Origin of the sequence: Cohnella nanjingensis (genome assembly GCF_014212125.1) — a bacterium.
Taxonomy (GTDB): Bacteria; Bacillota; Bacilli; order Paenibacillales; family Paenibacillaceae; genus Cohnella; species Cohnella nanjingensis.
In genome coordinates this window covers 46850-64562 of the sequence record NZ_JACJVP010000043.1, presented here as the reverse complement: position 1 = coordinate 64562, position 17713 = coordinate 46850, and the positions used below count along the sequence as shown (strand labels likewise).

At 57.4% G+C, this 17713-nt stretch carries 13 protein-coding genes and 5 tRNA genes; 4 read left to right on the top strand and 14 right to left on the bottom strand.

Annotated features, from left to right (window positions below; translation table 11 throughout):
* Positions 1-6: 6 nt before the first annotated feature.
* On the top strand, positions 7-885 hold the full coding sequence (locus H7C19_RS25445; RefSeq protein WP_185671892.1) for a carbohydrate ABC transporter permease: 879 nt from the start codon (positions 7-9) through the stop codon (positions 883-885).
* Positions 886-1024: 139 nt separating this feature from the next.
* Here H7C19_RS25445 and H7C19_RS25440 read toward each other — a convergent pair whose 3' ends face one another.
* From H7C19_RS25440 to H7C19_RS25420, 5 genes are all read right to left on the bottom strand, one after another.
* Complete coding sequence (locus tag H7C19_RS25440) at positions 1025-4390, bottom strand: GH39 family glycosyl hydrolase (RefSeq protein WP_185671891.1); 3366 nt, start codon at positions 4388-4390, stop codon at positions 1025-1027.
* A 42-nt stretch (positions 4391-4432) separates the two neighbouring features.
* Positions 4433-6604, bottom strand: coding sequence for a GH39 family glycosyl hydrolase (locus H7C19_RS25435; RefSeq protein WP_185671890.1), 2172 nt, complete (start codon positions 6602-6604; stop codon positions 4433-4435).
* A 662-nt stretch (positions 6605-7266) separates the two neighbouring features.
* A tRNA-Leu gene (locus H7C19_RS25430) sits at positions 7267-7352 on the bottom strand.
* A gap of 49 nt (positions 7353-7401) precedes the next feature.
* A tRNA-Lys gene (locus H7C19_RS25425) sits at positions 7402-7477 on the bottom strand.
* An 8-nt stretch (positions 7478-7485) separates the two neighbouring features.
* Positions 7486-7560, bottom strand: a tRNA-Glu gene (locus tag H7C19_RS25420).
* A 159-nt stretch (positions 7561-7719) separates the two neighbouring features.
* Between H7C19_RS25420 and corA the strand changes: the two genes are divergently transcribed.
* The gene (gene corA, locus H7C19_RS25415; protein ID WP_221469475.1) at positions 7720-8652 is read left to right on the top strand and encodes a magnesium/cobalt transporter CorA; all 933 of its coding nucleotides are present in this window, start codon (positions 7720-7722) and stop codon (positions 8650-8652) included.
* A gap of 337 nt (positions 8653-8989) precedes the next feature.
* Here the strand turns inward: corA and H7C19_RS25410 are convergent.
* The 3 genes from H7C19_RS25410 to H7C19_RS25400 form a co-directional block, all read right to left on the bottom strand.
* Positions 8990-9080: transfer RNA gene (locus H7C19_RS25410), tRNA-Ser, on the bottom strand.
* A gap of 1 nt (position 9081) precedes the next feature.
* Positions 9082-9157, bottom strand: a tRNA-Asn gene (locus H7C19_RS25405).
* A 112-nt stretch (positions 9158-9269) separates the two neighbouring features.
* Positions 9270-9776 carry a SprT family protein gene (locus H7C19_RS25400; protein ID WP_185671888.1) on the bottom strand — a complete coding sequence of 169 codons (507 nt, stop codon included), beginning with the start codon at positions 9774-9776 and terminating at the stop codon, positions 9270-9272.
* A 121-nt stretch (positions 9777-9897) separates the two neighbouring features.
* Here H7C19_RS25400 and H7C19_RS25395 point away from each other — a divergent pair, with 121 nt between their 5' ends.
* Both H7C19_RS25395 and cmpA read left to right on the top strand, forming a co-directional pair.
* Positions 9898-10254 carry a hydrolase/acyltransferase gene (locus H7C19_RS25395; protein WP_185671887.1) on the top strand — a complete coding sequence of 119 codons (357 nt, stop codon included), beginning with the start codon at positions 9898-9900 and terminating at the stop codon, positions 10252-10254.
* A 139-nt stretch (positions 10255-10393) separates the two neighbouring features.
* Positions 10394-10537, top strand: a complete 144-nt coding sequence (cmpA, locus tag H7C19_RS25390) for a cortex morphogenetic protein CmpA (RefSeq protein ID WP_185671886.1) — start codon at positions 10394-10396, stop codon at positions 10535-10537.
* A gap of 198 nt (positions 10538-10735) precedes the next feature.
* Here cmpA and H7C19_RS25385 read toward each other — a convergent pair whose 3' ends face one another.
* The 6 genes from H7C19_RS25385 to alr form a co-directional block, all read right to left on the bottom strand.
* Positions 10736-12925, bottom strand: coding sequence for a Tex family protein (locus H7C19_RS25385; RefSeq protein ID WP_185671885.1), 2190 nt, complete (start codon positions 12923-12925; stop codon positions 10736-10738).
* Between the two features lie 135 nt (positions 12926-13060).
* On the bottom strand, positions 13061-13675 hold the full coding sequence (locus H7C19_RS25380; protein WP_185671884.1) for a TetR family transcriptional regulator: 615 nt from the start codon (positions 13673-13675) through the stop codon (positions 13061-13063).
* 73 nt (positions 13676-13748) lie between these two features.
* On the bottom strand, positions 13749-14888 hold the full coding sequence (locus H7C19_RS25375) for a YhgE/Pip domain-containing protein (RefSeq protein ID WP_246469777.1): 1140 nt from the start codon (positions 14886-14888) through the stop codon (positions 13749-13751).
* Positions 14889-15701: 813 nt separating this feature from the next.
* Positions 15702-16052 carry a type II toxin-antitoxin system PemK/MazF family toxin gene (locus H7C19_RS25370; RefSeq protein ID WP_185671882.1) on the bottom strand — a complete coding sequence of 117 codons (351 nt, stop codon included), beginning with the start codon at positions 16050-16052 and terminating at the stop codon, positions 15702-15704.
* A gap of 3 nt (positions 16053-16055) precedes the next feature.
* The gene (locus tag H7C19_RS25365) at positions 16056-16337 is read right to left on the bottom strand and encodes a CopG family ribbon-helix-helix protein (protein WP_313732003.1); all 282 of its coding nucleotides are present in this window, start codon (positions 16335-16337) and stop codon (positions 16056-16058) included.
* A 152-nt stretch (positions 16338-16489) separates the two neighbouring features.
* Entirely contained in the window at positions 16490-17671 is a 1182-nt protein-coding gene (alr, locus tag H7C19_RS25360) for an alanine racemase (RefSeq protein WP_185671881.1), read from the bottom strand.
* Positions 17672-17713: the final 42 nt, after the last annotated feature.

Genomic DNA, 17713 nt, shown 5'->3' with positions numbered 1-17713 from the left:
ACGAATATGTATCATAAAGCCCCGTCCTACAGGGTGTTCTACATCATCAACCTTGCATTCTTGCTGATTTCGGCTGTTGCCTGCATATTGCCCTTAATTCATATACTCGCAGTCTCCTTCAGCGCCAAGGAACCGGCAAACGCCAATATGGTCGGCTTGTGGCCCGTCGGTTTCAATACCGACGCGTACGAGCAGACGTTTTCCAATTCGAACTTTTTGCGTTCCATCCTGGTCTCCGTCGAGCGTGTCGTCCTGGGGACGGGAATCGGCATGATCGTCACGATTTTAACTGCTTATCCGTTGTCCAAAGTCCATTCCCGATTCAAAGGAAGAACGACGTATACGTGGTTTTTCGTCTTTACGATGCTGTTTAACGGCGGGCTTATCCCCACTTATATCATCGTCCAGAAGATGCACCTGATGAATTCGATTTGGGCGCTGGTGCTGCCGGGAGCGGTATCCGCCTGGAACATGGTTCTGCTGCTCAACTTCTTCAAGACCGTACCCAAAGAAATGGAAGAAGCGTCTCTTATCGACGGAGCCTCGCATTTCAAAACGCTGCTTCATATCTACTTGCCGATTTCCTTACCAGCCTTGGCTACGCTCTCGCTTTTCACGATGGTGGGGCATTGGAATTCATGGTTCGACGGAATGATCTATATCACGGAAGCCCGAAAATGGCCGCTCAGTACCCTGCTCCAAACGATTGTCGTGACGGAAGATTTCAGCAAGATCAACCTGCGGCCCGAAGACGTCAAACTGATCTCCAACAACACGGTCAAAGCTTCCCAAATCTTCATCGGGGCGATTCCGATTTTGCTCGTTTATCCGTTTCTTCAGAAGTATTTCGTCAAAGGCATGGTTCTGGGCGCGGTGAAGGAGTGAGACTGCGCTTGCTCAAGCGAAGGCTTTGACGAACTTTCAATTGGAACAAATAATGCAGCCTGCTTCCCTCGGGAGACAGGCTGCATTGTTGCTTGTCGTACCGGGATATTCTGTCCGAGGATCCGAATTTGCTTGGAATCTACTTCATGTCCGTCGTCGCGCCCGCCTTCGCCGTCAGCTCCACCCGGCTTAACTGCGGATTCCAGAAGGCGCCGGCAACGTCCGGAAACTCGATCTTCAAATAATTCGTTCCCGAAGGCAAATCATTCAGCGCGTATTTACGGTCGGTCCAGTTGACGCTCGTAATCGGCTTGTCTTCGATTGTCGCCTGTTTCGATAACTTCGTCCAATCGGTACCGTTCGGCGATACGTAGAAAACAAAGTCCGATATCGGTTCCGCGCCCGACGCGAACAAGCCGTTCACGAAGGCGCCGGTCATCCCGTTCATCCGGTAGACGACATGTTCGGCCGGATCGGTACGCGTTTCCTTCCTCATGACTCTGCTCGGATCGCCGAGGGCGTCTGCGTTCTGGGTATCGAATTGCAGACCGGAGCTATGCGAGCTTGCGATCGACCAGTCATTCAGTTCGTCCGTCAGCGTCACGACATCGAAGAGCGGGGTCTTCACGCTGGCTGCGGCCGAAGGAGCGGATTCTCCCACACTGTTGAGCGAGGTCACTTTGTAGTAATAAGTTCCTCCGGCCTTCAAACCGGAGTCCTCGAACGCCGTCGTCGAAACCGCATGATCGTTGACCTTCTTGTAAGCGTCGTTTGCGCTTTCGGCGCGGTAGACGTTATATCCGCCGGCGCCCGAAGAAGCCGTCCAACTTAAACGAGTTTTCGTCGTACCTGCTTCAGTTGCCGTAAGCTCCGTCGGAGGCTTCGCTTTCACCCGAATTTCGACGTTTCCGAGCTGCGGGTTCCAGCTGTTTTTCCCTCCTTTCGGAAATTCGATCTTCAAATAGACGGTGTCCGAAGGCAGATCGGCAAGCGTATACAGCCTTTGGGTCCAGGACTTTCCGGAGATCGGAGTATCGTGGATAGCCGTTTTCTTCTTCGCTTGTTCCGTCCACTTGGAGCCGTCCGCCGAAACGAAAAACTTGAAATCGGCAATCGGTTCCGAACCGGAAGCGTACAGGGCCGACACGGAAGCTGCGGACATTCCCTCGAACCGATAGGTGATGGATTCGGTTGTATTCCTGCCGTTGTCCGTTCGCATGACTCTGCTAGGGTCTCCCAGCGCTTCCCCGTTCAGCGTATCGAACGCAAGCCCCGCCGTATGCGAGTGCGCGACCGACCAATCGTTCAAATCGTCGACATAAACCGAATTGTCGGAGCACGCGCAAGTATTGGCATAGGCGATCTGAACCTGGGAGAACTGAGGACTATAGAAGTAAGCCGCCTCGGCCGGGAACTCGATTTTGACATATTGCGTTCCTCCGGGGAGCGAGCCCAGCGTGTACGTTCGTTTCGTCCACAAGCCGTCGTTGATCGGCGTATCCTGGCTCTTCCATCCGGATTGCTCCGTCCATTTTTTTCCGTCCGCGGACGCATAAAATTTATAATCGCTGATGGTCTCGTTCGAAGAAGCAAACAGAGCCGTCGCGGATAGGCTGACCATATTCGGATACTTATAGGTGACGAATTCCGCTCCCGGACCGGGAAACGGAGCTTTCCGCATGACGCGGCTGGGATCGCCGAGAATAGCGGCATTCCCCGTATCGAATATCAGACCGTCGCTATGCGCGTAGCTGCGGGTCCAATCGTTCAGATCGTCGGTTACGATTTGAGCGATTCCCGTACTTTTGACGTTGGTAATCTCTAAGAAGACGACGCCATGATGCCCCATGCTGGGGTACAGCGTCAAAGAACCGCCGTTTACGGCAACGCTGCGTGTAGTGGACGTTAACTCGGCCCGTTTTTTGTAGCCTTCTTCTTTGGAATACCAATACTCCCTATCCGCTTCGTTCTTCAGAGCGGACGGCACTTCGACGGAATACTTGGACCAAACGTTGTACGAGCCGTCTTCCAGACCGCGCGAAGCTTGATCCGACCACCAGGCGGGCCAGAAGTTGCCGTGCGTATCGTCAACCGTCCATTGCTTGACCGTAACGGTATTCCCGGATGCCGGAGCGATATTCTTGATCGTGATCGCAGGCGTCTCGCCGGCTGCGGCGTTCATATCGGCGTTATAATTGTATACCATGAGGTGAAGCTTATCCTCCTCGGCCTTGAATCCGCCGATTCCCCCGACTTCATTACCGGTACCGGCTGGAGCGCCTGTTAAGACGGGATTCAACTGCTTACCGCCGACCATCTTGTAGGACAAATTCGCGATATGGGCGCTTACCGAATCCGCTCCGCCCCATACTCCTTCGGTATTCATCCCCCACATGGAGATCCAATCTACGTTCCAATCCTGCAATTGCTTGAACAGCCTGGCATCGGCCGCGGCTTGAAAGCTATGTCCGACGACCCTCGACAGCAGATCTTTCCCGTCAGGCCCCTGAAGAATGCGACCCTCGTCGATGCCGAATTTGAGGCCTGTCAGCCCGTTTTGCAGAGCGCGGCTCCGTAGCAGATTGATCGTATGCTCGAGAGATTTGGAGGCCGGAGCGCCGACTCCCGGTTTCTGATCGTAATAGGAGCCGGTCAGAAAGTCGATTTGCGTTCCTATCTTTCCCGTTTTATAGTTTTTTCCTTTCGCGACATGATCGATGAACTCAAGTTGACTCCACAGTCCGGGGGAGACCGCCATCGCGTGCGCACCGACCGTGAGGTTAGCCGAGCCTATGGAATCCTGCAGGGCGGCTACCGTATAATCGTAAAGCTTAAAATATGCGATTCGGGTACTCTCGGAAGACTCGTCGTCGGCAAGGTACATATCGCGGTTTTCGTATTCCTGCACGACGCCCCATTGCCAGCTTTTTAGTTCTTCCGCCCCGAATTTGGCAACAAGCGCATCGCCCAATGCCTTGATATAGTTGTAGTATTTTTCGTAATCGGCCGGCGGTCGGACGTTCACCTGGAAAGGGCCCAATACCGGCTTCGAGCTGAGCTTGATCGGAACGTTGCCTGTTACGATATAAGGTTTCAATCCTTGCTTGACGATGTTGCTCGTTGCTTGAATCAGGGAGTCGAACTTATAATCGTTCAATTTCGTCTTATCCGAAGGGTCGGCGAATAAATCCCGGTTCGTGTTGCATCCCGGATAGCCGATATAACAGCCCCCGGTTGCGATCATTAGCTGAACCCTTTTGATAAACGGATAGCGGGACGAGAAATAATCGGCATCCTTGGAGTCCGCTTCCGTCGTCCAATGCTCGTTCAGATCCCAGGCACTGAGGTCGTAAAATTTGTTCGTCAGCGTCTGGCCCTGGGCGTTCAGGTCGAACGTCAGTTGCACGCCGGCGGCAGCGGTCGAAATGCCGGGAAACAGACCGAGAACCATGCTTAACAGAAGAAGCGGAGATAGTATAGCGCTTACAGCTTTTCTTTTTTTCATCTTATTGCTCCTGTCTGTGAAGGGATTAATCATTCCTTGCGGTCAAGGGGTGTATTGAATCGTTACCTGACTCAACTGCGGGTTCCAATTCTGCGAACCGCCCGTCGGAAACTCCACCTTTACGTAATTCGTGCCCGCGGGCAGGGAAGGCCAGTTGTAAACGCGTTTCGTCCACAGATTGCTATTGATTGGCGTATCGCTAGTTGTGTAACCGCTCTGGAGCGCCCATGATCCGCTCGCTCCCGTGGAAGACGTGTAAAGCTTGAAATTATTAATCGGTTCGGCAGTGGAATCGAACAAACCGGTCAAAGTAACACTTTTTGAATTGTTGTACAGGTATGTCACGAATTCCGGCGTCGGGCCCGTGGTCGTTCGCGCCGCTCTTCTTGTATCCCCGAGCGCGGCCACGTTCAGGCTGTCGAAGAACAGTCCGGAGCCGTGTGCGTTCATTTTCGAGAAATCGTTAATGTCGTCCGTGACGCTTACGAGATTGCCTATGCTAGTTACATTCGTGATCTCATACAGCATGACACCATGATGGTTCAAGGTAGGCGATAATGTGATCGAGTTGCCGCTTACCGTCATGGGGGAAGTCGCCGACGAAGTGAGGGCGGCTAGCGATTGGTAGGTTCCCAGCCTGCTGTTCCAGTAAGCCAGAGCGGACGAATTCGTTAGGGCGGCGGGAACTTCTACCGATTGCGGCGACCAGAAGCCGCCATAGTCCGCCGACGTCAACGAAGATCCCTTGTCGCTCCACCACTGGGGCCAAAAATTCGCGTGGGTGTCGTCGACCGTCCACGATTTGACGTTCACGCTGCCTCCCGACACGGCGGCTATGTTGTTGATGGCGATCGTCGGAGACTCGCTGCTCACGGCGTTCGGATTGGCGTTGTAGTTATATACGAGGATGTGCAGCTTCTTCGTCGAGTCGCTGTAGCTGGCGAATCCGTCCACGACGTTGCCCGAACCGGAGGCGCTGCCGCCGATGGACAATCCCGCCCTGCGTTCGCCTGCCATTTTGCTCGCCAAAGCGATGACGTTGGTGGAGATCGTCGGAACGCTCGCCCCTCCCCATACGCCATAAGCGTTGAGGTCCCAGACGGAAAACCAGTCAATGTTGTAGTCGACCATTTCCTTGATTTTTTTGGCCATGTAAGCTCCCTGGTAGCCCGTTCCCGATGATCGAGAGAACAAATCCTTGCCGCTCGTATCCGTCAGGAACCAGCCTTCGTCCACCCCGACCTGAAGATTCGTCAACCCGTCCATGATGGCGCGGTCCCGTAGGCTGTTGATGACGGCCGGCAAGCTGTTGGCCGTATAAACGCCGGGTGCATCATCGTAGTACGAGGCCGTGATGAAATTGATTTGCGTGCCAATGCCGCCCGTTTTGTAGTTGTTTCCGGTTGCAACATGGTCGATAAAGTCGCGGGGATCCCACAAGCCCGGGGTAACGGCCATTGCGTGCGCGCCAACCGTCAAATTGCCGGAGCCGATGGAGCTTTGAAGAGCCGCTACCGTGTAATCGTACAGTTTGAAATAAGCCGTTTTGGATGCGTTCGCGTCCGGAGTAGAGCCAGGGCTATCCCAAAACCAAGCCGCATTCTCAAATTCCGACAGCACTCCCCATTTCCACGTCTTGATTTCGGTAACGCCGAATTGGGATACAAGCGCATCGGCCATCGCCTTAATATAATTGTAGTATGTCGAGTAGTCTGTCGGAGGTCGGGTATTGACGTTAAATGCTCCGATATAGGGGGTTGCGGAATATTTAATGGGCACGTTGCCGGTAACGATATAAGGCTTCAAGCCTTTGTTGAGAACGTTCTGAATGGAGGACTTCAGACTATCGAACTTATAATCCGTCATAGTAGCCGTGTTGGCGGGATTAACGAACAGATCGCGGTCATTCCCGCCGCTGCAGCCCGCATACCCCGTATAGCAGCCACCGGTTGCCGTAAACAGCCGCACATATTGGATGAAAGGATAATTGCTTGTAACATAGTTGTCAGGCTGACTGCTCGCGAAAGAACCCCAGTCGCTATTGTAATACCAGCTGTTCAACGTATTAAATTTGTTCGTGATGACGTCGCTTTGCAGAACCGCATTGATATTAAGAGAATTGGCCGCATAGACCCCTGACGGAGAAATGAGCGCACCGCACATTAACGTAGAGACGATCAGGCAAGCGCACCACCTTCTGAAAGTGAATTTCATATTGGGAGGAGCTCCTTTTTATTGTCTAATAAATACTAAATAATAAGGTAAACCCCTTAATTTGATAGCGCTTACAGTATTATTCCGAGAAATTTGATTTTAGCTGAAAACCGTCACCCCTTTGCCACTCAAATTTGCTACTGTGAGATTCCCCGAATCCGTCACTGCCCTCCTTCGCCCGAATTTCATCCCAAGCATAGCGAATAAAAACGAGAAAAAATAGAAAACAAAATCAACAAAAACAACAAATCATTAACTTGAAACGAGCAAAGAAAGAGAGGCTGTCCTAAAATTTACCCTCACCACTCCGCATCCTTTTATAACGGGTACCTTCAGTTCCAATTCAGCGCCGTAACGTGCGGTAGGGGCAGAATGTGCATTCTCATCTCCTGGATACCAAATGTCGCATTCCGCATGGACCTGGATAATAACATAATGGCTCTATTTTGGACACAGTGGCTTTGGCTCATTAAACTAATGGCTCTGCTACATCGATATTCACCCGAGCAACCAGTCGCTCAGGAGATGCTCTTTCTTCTTCTTGCTACCACGGTACTACCACGGAGACATTTTGAGCGCTTTTCCATCCTTCTCCCCACGCCCTCTAAAAAACACAAATAAAAAAATCCCTTAAGTATCAAGGGATTTCAGCTTCTTAAGTATGGTGCGGTCGAGAGGACTCGAACCTCCACGGTATTGCTACCGCCAGCCCCTCAAGCTGGTGCGTCTGCCATTCCGCCACGACCGCATATGAATTTGTAACCCGATCCGGCATGAGGTTGGCCAGGATCGTATACTGGTGAGCCATGTAGGACTCGAACCTACGACACCCTGATTAAAAGTCAGGTGCTCTACCAACTGAGCTAATGGCTCTTAATGAGTGGTGACCCGTAGGGGATTCGAACCCCTGTTACCTCCGTGAAAGGGAGGTGTCTTAACCCCTTGACCAACGGGCCGCATCGATCTCGGACCGTTCGTTTCCCGGTGGTCCCTTTCAGACGACAAAAATGATTATATAACATAGATCGCGAGTTGGCAAGCTTTTCGCCCAAACTTTTTTTGATGACAAAATATGCTATTCTAAAGGCAAAAGGAGGCCGTGATTCGTGACCTTTATGCTGCTCTACGACACCCGTTCCAAGACCGTCCAGGAGGCGCCTATCCGGCTTCCGAGCGAGGGCGAAATCGCCTGGATCTCCCTCGTCTCCGCGCCCACGGACGAGATCGAGCGCGTCCTCACGGATACGTTCCATTGTCATCCGCTTATCGTCGAGGATTGCGTGAAGCTGAATCAGCGCCCGAAGCTCGACCGTTACGACAAGCACATGCTGCTGACGTTTTTCCAAGCCAGCAAGGATCTCTCCACCGTGGAGATCGAGCACGTCATCGGACCGAACTACGTCATTACGGTCGCCCATCAAGAAGTGGAGTCCCTCAGTCAGGCGGCAGCCGACTTCAGGAACGCGGCTCCGCGGTTCATGGAGTTCTCTGGCGCGATCCTGTACCGCCTGCTGGATCGCTGCGTGGACGACTACGCCGATCTCACCGACAAGGTGGAGAATCTCATCGACGGGCACGAACGCGCGCTCTTCCGCAACCCGAATGTCCGGATCGCAGGCGACGTCTTCCGGTTGAAACGTCGTCTCCATACGATCAGACGCATCTTGGCGGATGAGAAGGCGGCTCTGGCCCAATTGACCCATCAGCAGTTCCCTTACTCCCGTCAAGAGGCGGACGTCTACTTCGTCGACCTCTACGACCACCTCTCGCGCGTGCTCGATTCGATCGATTCGTTCCGCGAGTCCTTGACCGGGCTATTGGAGCTTCAACTGAACATGAAGTCCGACCGCATGAACGAGATCATGAAGACGCTCACGATCGTCAGCTCCATCTTCCTGCCGCTCACCTTCGTCGTTGGCCTGTACGGCATGAACTTCCGCGTCATGCCCGAGTTGAACTGGAAGTATGGCTATGGCATGGTGTGGATCGTCATGCTCGTGATCTCCGGCGGGCTGTGGTGGTATTATAAGCGGAAAAAGTGGCTTTGATGCGTCCCGGCGAGCGATTGTGACGGAACGCGCGAGGTGAGAAGAGAGGCTGCCAATACGCAGCTTCTGTACGAGGCGTTCGTTGAAACGATCGACGATCCCAGTGGCGCACGGTCGTTCGAGTAAATCGAAAAAATCGATTAACTCCTCGGTTCACGTGCCCCCCGGCGCCGAGATAGTCGAAAAAATCGACTAACTCCTCGGTCCACCAGCATCCCCTGGCCAGCTAACCCAAAGGACCGCCGACCGGTAGTCCTTCGTCTTCCTCTGCGTGCTGGATGACCCTTAAGATGTCAAAAAGGACTGCCTGTCGGCAGTCCTCGTCATGTCACCGTGGTGGCGGAGAGAGAGGGATTCGAACCCTCGCACCACTTGCGCAGTCTAACCCCTTAGCAGAGGGTCCCCTTGAGCCACTTGGGTATCTCTCCATGGCTCCCCGAACAGGACTCGAACCTGTGACAACTCGATTAACAGTCGAGTGCTCTACCAACTGAGCTATCAGGGAATGACGTTCGTTCTTCAAAAGTGACATTGATTAATTTATCATGCTTCAATCCTGAAGTCAAGCCTTTTGAACACTGTTTTTTATTCCCATCTCGCAAGCGGTCTCCCGCCCCTCAAACAGGCGTCGTAGCGGGCTTCTGCGCGGCCTCGGGTCCCGTCTCCGGCACGGCGGCTTCCAGCTTCAGCTTGCCCCGGCAGCGGCCGCAGGCATACTTGCGGGGATCGGTCTTGCGCTTGCGCGGATACGTCATCCCGCACGCGCGGCAGATCAGCAGGTACTTCACCGGCAGGCTGCGCTTGGCGCCCGGCAGCGACTGACAGTAGAGCGTAGCGCCCACCTTCGCGAGCAGCGCCTTGAACTCGGGGTCGCGATGACGATAACCCCGCCCGAGCAGGTGCAGATGATAATGGCACAGCTCGTGCTTGATGATCCGCTCCGTCTCCTCCGGGCCGTTGAAGGCCAACTGATGAGGACTGATCTCGATATGATGGCTTTTCGTAAAATACCGTCCGCCCGTCGTACGCAGCCTCGCATTGAAAACGGCCTTGTGCCGGAACGGCATCCCGAACCACTGCTGCGATACCTGCTCCACCCAAGCCTGAAGCTCGCGGTCCTCCATGTCACACGCCTCCCTGAGCTGTCCCGAACCGCGCCACGGATCGCTTGTCCTACTTGAATTGTAGCCTCCGGTTGGGCTACACTGTCAAGTAGAATTTGCCCGAGGGGAGCCCTTATTCGATATGCCTAAGATGACCCATATTCTGCTGCACCGCCGCGACGGAAGCCTGTTGTTCGTGGAGATGCCCGCTTCCCACGCCTATCAGCTGAGCGCGCTGAACTTGAGACTGCACAAGGAACTGTCCAAGCTGACGGCCGACAACGTGCCGGAGCTGCCGAAGGCGATCGCGGAGATCGGCGAACTGGATTTGCTTGATGAAGCGATAATTCCAACGAGCGGCATGGACTACATCAACGAATTGGAAAGCACCTTCGCCGCGATCCGCGAGAGCGCCTACCCGCTCGTCTCGCTGCTCACGGAGATCCGGGCGCTGCAAGCGCAGCTGGAGCAATGGTACGAAGAAGAAGGCTCGATCTAACGTAATCCAACGCCGGCGCCAACCGCGGTCTGCCCCATCCGGCTATAGGCCATTGCGCAACTTTTGTCGGACCTGCACGGTCATTCGCCCACTCCCATATGTTAATACTACAGCATGTGATGGGAGGAGGACGACAGCAATGCCGCAATGGCTGTGCAACCAGCTGATGAGGGCTTACCTCAAGAAAGACCGCCGGCAGATCAAGATGCTGAACGACTGCTGGTTTTTCTACCAGCGTCAATCGTCTGCAGGCGGGACCATCGTTCCCCGTTCGCAGCCTTAAGGGCCATGCCCGCTTGACGCCCCGGCGCCACGCATCGCATGAACCCTCCGAATGCCCTCATTTCCTTCGATATACATCCGCAGGATGCCCCACAGCGCCTGCATGCAAGAAGCCGCCAGCGGCAAGCCTTGAGCTTGTCCGCGTGGCGGCTTCTTCATCTTTTATTGGGATCCGAATCCGACGGTCCTTCTTCGCTCCTTACGCTTCGGAAGGCCCCTTCATCGTGAGGCTGACGCGTCCTTTCTTCTGATCGACGCCGATCACCCACACCTTAACCGTGTCGCCGACGGCAACGACCTCGGTCGGATGCTTGACGAACCGGTTGCTGAGCTGCGAAATGTGTACGAGCCCGTCGTTCTTGATGCCGATGTCGACGAAGGCGCCGAAGTCCACCACGTTCCGGACCGTTCCCGCCAGCTCCATGCCCGGCTGCAGGTCTTCGATGTCGAGGACGTCCGTGTGGAAGATCGGCGGCGGCAGCTCGTCTCGGGGATCGCGTCCCGGCCGCTGCAGGCTGCCGAGAATATCCCGCAGCGTCGGCACGCCGACGCCCAATTGAACCGCGACTTCTTCGGGCTTGATCTCCCGCAGCCGCTCCTTCAGCTCCTCGGAGCCGATCGCCGCCAGCTCCAGCCGCAGCTCGCGGAACAGCCGGTCGACCACCTCGTAGGATTCGGGGTGGATGGGCGTCCGGTCGAGCGGATTGCGCCCGTCGGTGATGCGCAGGAAGCCCGCGCACTGCTCGAACGCCTTGGCCCCGAGCCGCGGCACCTTCTGCAGCTGCTTGCGGTCCGTGAACTTCCCGTTCTCCTCGCGCGTCTTCACGATGTTCTTCGCCAGCGTCGCGTTGATGCCGGAGACGTAGGACAGCAGCGAAGGAGACGCCGTGTTCACGTCGACGCCGACATGGTTGACCGCCGACTCGACGACGCCGCCGAGACTCTCCTCGAGCCGCTTCTGCGTCACGTCGTGCTGGTACTGCCCGACGCCGATCGCCTTCGGCTCGATCTTCACCAGCTCCGCCAGCGGATCCTGGAGCCGGCGGGCGATCGATACCGCGCTGCGCTCCGCGACGTCCAGGTCCGGGAACTCCTCCTGCGCCAGCTTGGAGGCGGAGTAGACGCTCGCGCCGGCCTCGTTGACGATGAGATACTGCAGGCCGCGCTCGGGCATGCCCTTGATGACGCCGACCACGAATTGCTCCGTCTCGCGCGACGCCGTCCCGTTGCCGACGACGATCAGCGTGACGCCGTACTGCGCGATTAGCCGGCGGAACAGCGCTTCGGCCTCGGCTTTCTTGTTGTGCGGCGGCGTCGGATAAGAGACCGCCACCTCCAGCAGCTTGCCCGTGTCGTCCACGACGGCGAGCTTGCAGCCCGTCCGGAAGGCCGGATCGACGCCGAGGACGACGCGGCCTTTGACCGGCGCTTGGAGCAGCAGGTTGCGCAGGTTCTCCGAGAAGATGCCGATGGCATGTTCTTCCGCCTTGTCCGTCAGTTCGCCGCGCAGCTCCCGCTCAATGGAAGGGGCGATGAGCCGCTTGTAGGCGTCTTCGGCCGCGGCCGCCAGCGCGTCCCTAGCCAAAGACGGCCCGCGGATCACGCGCCGATGCAGCTCTGCGACGACGCGGTCGGTCGGGACGTCGAGCCCGACGCCCAGCACGTCCTCCCGCTCGCCGCGGTTGATGGCCAGCACCCGGTGCGGCGGCAGACGCTTCACCGGCTCGCTGTACTGATAGTACATCTCGTAGACGCTCTCCGCTTCCGCATTCTTCGCCTTGCTCGTCAAGACGCCATGATCCCATGTGAACCGGCGCACCCACTTGCGGATGTCCGCGTCGTCGGCGATGCCCTCCGCGACGATGTCCATGGCGCCCTGCGCGGCATCCTGCGCCGTCGGGACGCCCTTCCCCTCGTCGACGTACTTCGCCGCCTCGGCGAGCAGATCGCCCTGCCGCGGCTGCGACAGCAGCCACTGCGCGAGCGGCTCCAGCCCCCGTTCCTTGGCGACGCTCGCCCGCGTCTTGCGCTTCTGCCGGTACGGCCGATAGAGGTCCTCGATCTCCTGCAGCTTGACGGCTTTGCGAATGGCGCCTTCGAGCTCCGGCGTCAGCTTGCCCTGCTCGTCGATCAGCCGGACGACTTCGTCCTTGCGAAGCTCCAGCTGCTTCAGATATCCTCTGCGTTCTTCGATCGCGCGCAGCTGGTTCTCGTCCAGCTCGCCGGTCATCTCCTTCCGGTACCGGGCGATGAAGGGGATCGTATTGCCTTCGTCCAACAACCCCGACACGGTCCGCACTTGACCGGTCTTCAGCCCGAGTTCGGCGGCGATCTGCGCGATCATCCGTTCTTCGCTCTCTCTCACTTCCGTCTTCACCGCTTCGCTCATCTATATGCTCCTCCTCATCGTGGCGGCATCGCCGCCCAAAGCCTTCCCATTCTGTCAGTTCCCCGCAGACTCGGGTATATCCGCTCGTCCGGCGCAAAACCAATAGACGCTCCCCTCCGGGAAGCGCCATGCGGATTATACCTTCGTTTCGTTGCCGGCCGCCGCTCCGCAATGCAAGGCGCCGAGGACGAAGTCCGTCAGATCCTGCGTCAGCTGCTCCGCCGTCGGAGGCGCGTCGGCCAAGATCGGATCGAACAAGTTGAATTCCCGATGGAACAGCAGTCCTCCCCAGATATACAGAAACGTATTGTCGAGCGAACGAAAACGGAAGACGCCTTCGCGCTTGCCCTGCTCCAGCAGATCCCGCATTCGCGTCCAGATCGGTATGAGATGCTTGCGGATAATCTCCGTCCGGGGCGAATCGTGGGAAGATTCGTTCTGGATCAGCTGAACCAGCTCGGGATCCCGCGAGCGATAGAGGATCACTTCCCGGATGACGGCCCGGACGCCGTTCACCGGCTCCATCGACTCGGCGAACCGCTCCCGGATGCTGTCGTGTGGGAAGAAGGTCTCGATCACCGCTTCGAAGATCTTGTCCTTTCCCCCAAAGTAATACGAGACGAGCGCGACGTTCGCGCCGGCCTCCTCGCAGATCTGCCGGATCGTCGTCCCGTCGAACCCTTGGCGGGCGAACAGCTTCTTCGCGGCAAGCAACAGCCGCCTCTTCACGTCCTGTTCGGTTGATTCCATCTCTGCCTCCAGCCTCATGCGGGGGATATGTCCTATTATGGACCACCCCCGTTCATGGAAGCAAGCGATTGCCTCAGCCCGCAGCCGGCGACGGTGCGACCGCGGCGCGCGGCTGGCGCTGCGGCTTGAGCGCGACCGCGAGCGTGCCGACGGCGCCGGCGACTGCCGCGATGAGAATCAACGATCCGACCGCATGACCGACGCCCGGACCGCCGAAGAGCACGTTCATTCCGCCTTCGACCGCATAGGTCGCGGGCAGCCCCTTGCCCAGATTCAGATAGAAGCCGGAGAGCAATTCGCGCGGCACCATCGCGCCCGAAGACACCAATTGGGCGGAGAGCAATAGAATATTGAAGAGCATGCCGCCCATGCCGAACAGCAGCAGGAACATCTGGGTCACGAACATGAAGGTCAGCAGGATGAGGAACACCATGCCCCACAGAGCGGCGAATCCGTGCACCGCCTGGCCGCCGAGCGCCAGCACCATCGCGCTGCCGACGAGGGAGACGACTGCCGCGGCCGCGACGTTGATCCACGCCCGCGCTCCGAAGCGGCGCCACCGGCCGGCTCCAGCCGCCGCGGCTGCCATCGAGGACTGCTCCAAGTTCATGCCGTAGATCATCGCGCCGACGAACGAAGCCAGCACGAGCATCATCGGGACCATCTGATTGTTCATGCCGTCGATCGGGTTCACCGAAGCGACGGAGCCGGATACCCGCTCCGACAAGGCTTCGGCCGCGGCGGCCGCTTGATCGGCCGGCAGATTCGCCTGAACGAGCGCTTGCCGGATGCCTTGACCCGCCGCTACCTTATTCACGGTAGCCGTCACCTGGGTCGACACCGAGGTCATCATGCTCTTGATCAGGGCAGGATTGGACTCGTTCAACGTGTAGGCGATGGTGGCCTTGCGATCGATGGAGCCCGCGTCCGCCGTGAAGGTTGAAGGAATATGAATGACCATCTGCAGCTCGCGGCCGTTCAGCTTGCGCTGGGCTTCCGCTTCGCTGCCGATCGCTTCCGTCTGTACCGGCAGCGTCTCCTGAAGCTGCTGGGCGATCTTCGCGCCGAAGCCTTGATCCTCGTTCACGATGCCCACCTTTAGATTGTGGATCCGGTCGTTCACCCCGTCGTAGCCGGTCATCCAGACGACGGAGAAGATCAGCTGGAACATCAGCGCGGTCGCGATCCCGATCCATGTCGTCGGCCTTTTCATAAATAGCCTTATTGCTTGTAACATCTCTCTGTTTCCTCCACTCCGTTTAAACATGCGTTTAAATCACATGTTTAAATTAAGCGGAAACGCATCGTCCTGTCAAATCTTTTTCGCTTCCAGACTCTTCTGTTCCGCCGGCCTCGGAACGTTCGGCCAAGAGCCGGGCACACAAAACACGCATGACCTTATCAGGCAGGCTATAATGAAAATTGCTACAACCTATGAAAGGATCGTACAGCGGCGAATCCGACCCAGATGCCTTTACGAGCTGCAACGATAAAATCTACATGGCCTATTGGATTCTTATTTGATGGTAAGCGGGCATTCTGACATTCTAAGCACCTATTGTTCCGTCACCATAGATTCGTCAGGCCTCCGGATCCCCAGACCTCCAGACCTCCAGTCCTCCAGACCGCCAGACCTCCAGACCACCAGTCCTCCAGTCCTCCGACCCCCAGACCTCCGGACCTCCAGACCTCCGGACCCCCAGACCTCCGAATCCCCAGACCTCCGGACCTCCAGACCTCCGGACCTCCAGACCTCCGGACCCTCCAACGCCGACCGAACAGNNACAATTTATTGGGGAGCAGCCCCCACCATCAAGCACCACGACGCACCACGGCGAGCACCAAGCACCAACGACAAGCACCGCCGGACAGGTCCCACCCGATGAATTCCGGGCGACATTTGCCCAACCGAAGACGAATATTCCCTACGATGATTAGGCGTGTAAGTCCTGAGCGATAATGGCCAAGAGCCGGGCACAAAAAAATAAGACAGCCCGCCGTCGTCTTCATCGGCTAGCCGTCCTATTTAGAAGTCGATTAAGCCTACGCTGATCAGCAGCGCGTCGTCCACCTTACGCATCATTTCTTCTTCGAGATGCGTGATCTTGTCCGTTAAACGCTGCTTGTCGATCGTGCGGATCTGTTCGAGCAGCACGACCGAATCGCGTTCCATGCCGTGCACTTTCGCTTCGATCTCCACGTGCGTCGGCAGCTTGGCTTTTTGAATCTGCGCGGTAATGGCCGCTACGATGACCGTAGGACTGAAGCGGTTCCCGATATCGTTCTGAATCACCAGCACGGGGCGTACGCCGCCCTGCTCCGAGCCGACGACTGGCGACAAATCTGCATAGAACACGTCCCCGCGTTTGACGATCAAGCGCTACACCCCGCTAACCAAACGTCCAAGCGTACTCTCCGCGTCTTCCTCCGCATGGAACGCCTCCGAGGCCATGTTCAGGTTAATCTTGGCCATCTCCAAGTAACCGCGCTGCATCGAATCGCGAATCAGACGTTTCTTCCGGTCCACGAGATATTGCTTCATCGCCTGGCGAACGACTTCGCTGCGGTTCGTATTCTCCTTCGCCACGACGAAGTCGACTTCCCTGAGCAGATGATCCGGCAGACTGATCATAATCCGCTTCGTATTGTGCACATTGGCCACCGAACAAGCACCCCCAAAGATTTTCCAGCCCGCAACCTAATTCCCAGTATGCCGGACCCTGGAGAGAAATATACGACTCTCCATACCATTCGCGCTACCGGGCTTCATTCCTGCAAGCCGGGAACAAAAAAACGCGTGCCGAACCCACCCTATCAGCCTATGAGCGGATTGACCGCAGAAATGACTACTCCGTCCTTCACGTACAAGCGCGGGATGCGGGCGGCCATCATGCAGGTGACTTCGTAATTGATCGTCCCCAGCTTCGCAGCCAGCTCCTCCACCGGGAGGACGGCATCGCCCTGGCGTCCGAACAGCACGACCTCTTCGCCTGGAGCGACCGGGGATTCGCCCTCCCGCACCGCGTCGTCCAGCCGGATCATGCATTGATCCATGCAGATCGTGCCGAGCACCGGCACCCTGCGCCCGCGGACCAGCACCTCGGCTTTGCCGGACAGCATCCGGCTGTAGCCGTCGCCGTATCCGATCGGCAGCGTGCCGATCGACTCCTGCCGCTCCGTGAAATACCGGGTCCCGTAGCTGATGCCTTCGCCCGCCGCCAGCGTCTTGGCGTGGACGACCTGCGTCTTCAGCGACATGACCGGCTCCAAGACGACTTCGTCCCGCCGGACCTCGCCGCTCGGGTACAACCCGTACATGCTGATGCCGAGACGGAGCATGCCGCCGATATGCGCCGGAAGATCGATGCCCGCGGCGCTGTTGCCCGCATGGACGATCGTCGGCGGCAGTCCGTGCCGGGCGACATAGTCGACCATGGTCGCGAATCGCTCGGCCTGCATCATCGAGTAGCCCTTGTCGGCCTCGTCCGCGCGCGCGTAGTGCGTGAACATGCCCTCCACCTCGAGCTGCGGCAGCTTGCAAGCGCGCTCCAGGAACCGTTCGGCGGCCGGACCGGGCAGCAGTCCGAGCCGGCCCATGCCGGAGTCGATCTTCACGTGCGCCTTCAGCTTCGGTCCGCGTTCGGGCAGCTTCTCGATCGCATCCAGCTGGTCGTCGCGATACAGCGCGATCGTGACGCCGCGCGCCCTGGCGACCGCCAGCCCCTCGGGGGGCACGTAGCCCAGCACGAGGATCGGCGTCGTCTCGCCCGCCTGGCGAATCTGGAGCGCCTCGTCCAGAAACGCGACGCCGAGGTAGTCGGCGCCCGCTTCGGCCGCGCATCGGGACGTCCAGACCGCGCCGTGCCCGTAGGCGTTCGCCTTCACGGACGCGAGCAGCTTCGTCCCGGCGTCCAGCCGGTCGCGGAACGCGCGGATATTGCGCGTCATCGCATCCAGAGAGATCTCGGCCACCGTCGGCCGGTAATAGCTATTCACGTACCCGTCACCTACTTCTGCACTAAAACCCCAAGGATAAAC

Coding starts and splice junctions, on each gene's coding strand:
- H7C19_RS25440 (WP_185671891.1), bottom strand. CDS start 4,390: ATGAAAAAAAGAAAAGCTGTAAGCGCTATACTATCTCCGCTTCTTCTG.
- cmpA (WP_185671886.1), top strand. CDS start 10,394: ATGCCGCAATGGCTGTGCAACCAGCTGATGAGGGCTTACCTCAAGAAA.
- H7C19_RS25385 (WP_185671885.1), bottom strand. CDS start 12,925: ATGAGCGAAGCGGTGAAGACGGAAGTGAGAGAGAGCGAAGAACGGATG.
- H7C19_RS25445 (WP_185671892.1), top strand. CDS start 7: ATGTATCATAAAGCCCCGTCCTACAGGGTGTTCTACATCATCAACCTT.
- H7C19_RS25380 (WP_185671884.1), bottom strand. CDS start 13,675: ATGGAATCAACCGAACAGGACGTGAAGAGGCGGCTGTTGCTTGCCGCG.
- H7C19_RS25400 (WP_185671888.1), bottom strand. CDS start 9,776: ATGGAGGACCGCGAGCTTCAGGCTTGGGTGGAGCAGGTATCGCAGCAG.
- corA (WP_221469475.1), top strand. CDS start 7,720: ATGCTGCTCTACGACACCCGTTCCAAGACCGTCCAGGAGGCGCCTATC.
- H7C19_RS25395 (WP_185671887.1), top strand. CDS start 9,898: ATGCCTAAGATGACCCATATTCTGCTGCACCGCCGCGACGGAAGCCTG.
- H7C19_RS25435 (WP_185671890.1), bottom strand. CDS start 6,604: ATGAAATTCACTTTCAGAAGGTGGTGCGCTTGCCTGATCGTCTCTACG.
- H7C19_RS25375 (WP_246469777.1), bottom strand. CDS start 14,888: ATGAAAAGGCCGACGACATGGATCGGGATCGCGACCGCGCTGATGTTC.